Origin of the sequence: Nonomuraea deserti (genome assembly GCF_004348685.1) — a bacterium.
Lineage (GTDB): Bacteria > Actinomycetota > Actinomycetes > Streptosporangiales > Streptosporangiaceae > Nonomuraea > Nonomuraea deserti.
The window spans coordinates 1-4,539 of sequence record NZ_SMKO01000343.1; the positions used below are offsets into that span (position 1 = coordinate 1).

At 68.2% G+C, this 4,539-nt stretch carries 5 protein-coding genes and 1 pseudogene; 4 read left to right on the forward strand and 2 right to left on the reverse strand.

Annotation, left to right across the window (positions count from 1 at the left end; all coding sequences use genetic code 11):
* Positions 1–146: pseudogene (locus E1292_RS49495) on the forward strand (IS256 family transposase); the annotation flags it as partial.
* A gap of 121 nt (positions 147–267) precedes the next feature.
* Here the strand turns inward: E1292_RS49495 and E1292_RS49500 are convergent.
* Entirely contained in the window at positions 268–1,296 is a 1,029-nt protein-coding gene (locus E1292_RS49500) for an AF_0692 family protein (RefSeq protein WP_132606737.1), read from the reverse strand.
* Positions 1,297–1,366: 70 nt separating this feature from the next.
* Here E1292_RS49500 and E1292_RS49505 point away from each other — a divergent pair, with 70 nt between their 5' ends.
* Positions 1,367–1,987 (forward strand): TetR/AcrR family transcriptional regulator, encoded by a 621-nt coding sequence (locus tag E1292_RS49505; RefSeq protein WP_132606738.1) that lies wholly within the window; start codon positions 1,367–1,369, stop codon positions 1,985–1,987.
* 270 nt (positions 1,988–2,257) lie between these two features.
* Here E1292_RS49505 and E1292_RS49510 read toward each other — a convergent pair whose 3' ends face one another.
* Positions 2,258–2,698 (reverse strand): hypothetical protein, encoded by a 441-nt coding sequence (locus E1292_RS49510; protein ID WP_165975172.1) that lies wholly within the window; start codon positions 2,696–2,698, stop codon positions 2,258–2,260.
* Positions 2,699–3,324: 626 nt separating this feature from the next.
* On the opposite strand from E1292_RS49510, the gene E1292_RS53225 reads away from it, so the two are divergent.
* Both E1292_RS53225 and E1292_RS49530 read left to right on the forward strand, forming a co-directional pair.
* Entirely contained in the window at positions 3,325–3,855 is a 531-nt protein-coding gene (locus E1292_RS53225; RefSeq protein WP_220447455.1) for a hypothetical protein, read from the forward strand.
* Between the two features lie 268 nt (positions 3,856–4,123).
* Positions 4,124–4,336, forward strand: a complete 213-nt coding sequence (locus tag E1292_RS49530; protein WP_132606741.1) for a hypothetical protein — start codon at positions 4,124–4,126, stop codon at positions 4,334–4,336.
* The last annotated feature ends 203 nt before the right edge of the window (positions 4,337–4,539 follow it).

Below are 4,539 nucleotides of genomic sequence, written 5' to 3' on the forward strand. Positions count from 1 at the left end.
TCGGCGCCGTGCTGGCTGAACAGACCGACGAATGGGTCGAAGCCCGCCGCTATATGGGCCTGGACATCCTGGCCAAAGCCCGCGTCCGGCTCATCGCCGGCGACACACCGTCCCCGAATCCGATCCCACAGACACTTACCGCCTAACCTGCAGAAACAGGATCACGCGAAGATCGATTCATACACCACGCCCGTGGACGTGACCGCCCATGCCAGCCGGATTCAGATGGCACCCCCAGAAGGACGGCGCGGCTTGGCCCACACCTCCTCAGGAACCGCTCTGCCCGCGCAGTCGCCGGCCCGCGAACACCAGCAGCGCCACCGCGCCGGTGGTGAGCAGGGCGTTGCTGAGCAGGTCCTCTGCCAGGCCGATCGGTGGGGTGGGCGGCACCTGGGTGGTAATGGAACGCCACGGGAACGAGTGCCAGGCGTAGGTCAGCATGGCCCCGCCGGCGAGCGCCAGCCGGTGTTCCTGTGACCAGCCGGCCCGGCGTGACCAGCGCAGCAATACGACGGAGACGGTGACGAACAGGGCCAGGTAGAGGACCACGCTGAGCCACGCGGGGACGGGGATCGCCAGCCAGGGTGACAGTCCGGTGGGGTCCACCGCGTACAGCAGCACGAAGACCGACCCCGCCGCCAGGGCGAACGCGCCGGCCGCCCACGGACTCGGGGCGCGGCCGGGCAAGAGGACGGCATCCAGGGTGTTCCGGGGCAGGCGGAGGCCGATGACGATGATCGCGGCGATGACGATCGCGGCGCCGATGCGCTGGGCCGCGGAGACGTAGTCCGTGTTGACGCTCTGGGAGACGACGGAGCCGAGGATGACGAGGGCGTACAGCACGCTCACGACCGTGAGCCCGGCCCTGCCCAGCCATGGCGTGGTGCGCCGCGAGCCGGCCAGGCTCTCCATGACGGCGATCGGCACGCTGATGCTGAACACCGTGTGCACGCCGACCATGAACATCGTCCATGGCCCGGCCAGGCCGAGCGCGAGGATGAAGCCGTAGTCGAGGATGCGCGCGCCGGCGGCCCAGTCGGGGTTCCACAGCGTCTGGGTGACGAAGGCCTCCTCGATCATGCCGTACGCCAGCGCGAAGGTCATGATGGCCGGCCAGCCGCGCCCGGTGCGGCGGGCGAACTCGCGGATGAGCAGGGCCCCGCAGCCGTAGAGGAGGACCACGCCCGGCAGGTTCTGGAGGTGGGTGATGGGCGCATTGCCCATCAGGTATTCGGCCGTCAGGGGTGCCAGGAGGATCAGGCCGAAGGCGGGTGCCAGTCGAGTGAGGACGTTCATGGCTCTGGCTTACCGCATCGGATGCAAAAATACAACAGTGTAAAAATGCTCTAGTGTAAGATGTCTGGTCATGGAGGAGACGCGACGCGAGCGCAAGAAACGGCAGACCAGGCACCTGCTCATCCAGGCGGCGGTCCGGTTGTTCACCGAGCAGGGATACGAGCAGACGACCGGCGCGCAGATCGCCGCCGCGGCGGACGTGTCCACCAAGACGTTCTTCAACTACTTCCCGAGCAAGGAGGACGTGCTCTTCGCCGACGCCGAGCGCTACTACGGCCTGGCGCTGGAGGTGATCGCCGATCGCGCGCCGGACGACACGGTGCCACAGGTGCTGCGCAGGTGTTTCGACCGGGCCATCGGCCGCTATCTCGCCCAGGGGATGTGGGCAGAGGAGCCGGAGATGGCGGAGATACACCAGCGGCTGCTCGCGACCGTTCCGTCTGTACAGGCCAAGGCGCTGCACGTGATGTTGGGCGCGCAGCGCCGGATCGCAGACGCGTTGCTGAAGGCGTTCCCCGACCGGCTCGACCCCATCAGCGCCGCTGCGGCCACCGGCGCGTTCATGGGCGCGGTGCAGGCGGCCGGACTGGCCGGCGTGGAGATGTACGGCGAGTCGGAGCAGGACTACCTTGCGGCGATGGGCCGGGCCGCGGACATCGTCATCCGCGGCCTTGATTCACTGACCGGCTGACAGCCGCCGCCGTCACGAGCACGTCGGGGCCGTTCGTGACGATCTCTTGGCACCGGGGGTCAGACAGACTTGGAACCGAATCCGGCGTCAGCGGGGTTCTCCCAGGTCAGTGAAACCCCTGCCGTTGCGGGCCTCCGCCCTCATCGGCGACTGTCGGCTCGCGAAAGCCGTGGAACCGGCGGATCTGCGCCCGGTGATACTCGATCGTGCTGCCCGACCAGCGGTACTCGGCTGGTCGCGCGGACCCGAGTGAGGGCTTCGACGCGGACGTCAGCAGCGGTACAGACCCCGCAGCGCCCACCTGTCGTAGCTCTGGTTGGGGTCGTTGTGGAAGACGACCCGGGTGGGTCCCTCGATGAGACCCTGTGGAATCCAATGACTGCCGTTCCACTTGTGGAGAACGAGGCAGTATCCGTCGCCGATGTAGAAGCCGTGCGAGGTTCCCCACCCGAACTGGCTGTCCGTGCGCCGGCCTGCTGACAGTACCGCGTCGTAGAGCTCGTTCGGGTTGCAGATGTGGATCACACCGATGCCGAGACTGGTCTCGTTACTGACGTAACCCGCAGGCGGCGGGTCGCTGACGCAGTTGTACGCGACCGAGACCGGCCCGTCGGATCCCACAACCACGGTCCGCGCGTCCGGGCTGGGTGCGTCCGGGCTCGGGGCGGCGCTCGCGGCGGCGCTCATGGTGACCACAGCGATCACGGGCATGACCAGTGTGGCCAGCCTTGTCCAGTACCTCATCATGTTCCTACCTCTTCGGGCGTCGCTCGGGCGGCGCAAGATGTGGCGCCGCGGGTCAACCGTCCACCACCGCGCGGGACCGATCGAGGGCGCTAGGCCGGACATTCTCCGGACACTTCGCCGCACGCTTCTGACGCCGCTCGAAGGTGAGTTCGGCCGGCGTCGCCCGCCGGACCGCCGGGGCCCTCTCGATCGGAGCACTCGTCAGGGGAGGCCCCCGGCCAGAACGGACTCGGCATCGCTGTCAGCGAGACCATCCTCGTAGCGCTCTTCACCGGCGATATCGCCACGTCGAGCTGGAGCCCTTGGCGCGCGTGCTGCCGCCCGAGACGTCCATGTCCGGCGCATGGCACGCGTCTCCGCCGTCCTCGACACCGCCCCACCACCCCTGCCGCCCAGTGCACGGTCGAACGTGTTCGCGCCCCGAACTGCTGCCGGCCATCTGGCGCGCGGTCAACGACTACGGCATCAAAGGGTCAGCCGCCGCACCTACGACGGCTCCGGCCTGATCCGGCGCCAGGACTCCTGGGTCCAGGCCAAGAAGGGACTTTGGGAGGTCCATCACGATCCCTACGACGTCTCCCGGATCTGGCGTGCGCAACCACCACGGCGACGGCGAGTGGATCGAGGCGCGGTGGAAGCACCTGCACCGCGTCCCCGTCCCGTTCGGCGATCTAGCCTGGGATCACGTCAGCCAGGGCCTGCCGCCGGCCAGCGAGGTTGTAATTGCCGACGCGGTCGCCGCGCTGCTGGCCAGGCCGGTGCCGGGCCCGAGCCAGCCATGCCCGGCACTCGGCGCACCGCGCGGGCATCGCGGCCCGCCCCCCGCCACCGCCCGCATGGTCGCCGCTGAGTTCGACCGCTTCCTCGGCCTGTTGATCCGCAGCCGGCTCAACATCACCGACATCGTCGAGGCCGTCGTGGGCGTGCTGTCCTGTCCGGGGAGATCCTGCAGGAGGAGCGCACCCAGCGGCGACAACTCTGATCAGATTGATCGGCAGCACGCACCGGGGGCGGGCCGGGGCGGTGAGCCACTATTCGTCCGCCCCGGCCTCGGGTCAGATGGCGATCAGGATGGCGCGCAGCCGCTCATCCTCGCGGATGATGCTGTCCGCGACGCCTGAGCCGACGATGCGGCGGTCCTTCTCGGCGAGTTCGGCGACGCGCAGGCGCTGGTGAGAGCTCAGGGCGGTGGCACCGAGGGTCTGGAGCGCCTTACAGGCGCCGGAGATGTCCGCTCCGGTTTCAGCGGAGTGGGGGGCGGCCTCGGCGAGTCGGCCGAGGTCGACGACGCCGGAGTCTGTGATGGCAAGCCGAGAGAGCCGACCAGCCCAGCACCGGCAACAACCGGGTCGCCGCGGAGGCGGGCGGTTGTGGCGCTGGCCGGCCATCATGACCTTCGCGCTGGCGTACGGCATGATCGAGGAGGCCTTCGTCACCCAGACGCTGTGGAACCCCGACTGGGCCGCCGGCGCGCGCATCCTCGACTACGGCTTCATCCCCGCGCTCGGCCTGGCCGGGCCATGGACGATGTTCATGGTCGGCGTGCACACGGTGTTCAGCATCAGCGTGCCGATCGCCGTCATGGCCCATCGCTCGGGTTGATGTCACCGGAGAAAAGTAGCTGAGAGTTACATTTCAAATCCGCTACGCAGCGATCACGACTCGTGAGTACCGCTCTGTAGCCATATGACTACGAATCATCGTTCTTCTGACCTTCGGGGCACATCGGAAGAAGGGTTGCCGAGATGCGGCGCGAGTGGGAACTGGAAGACCTCCTCGACTGCTGGAACTCTGGATGAGCAGGA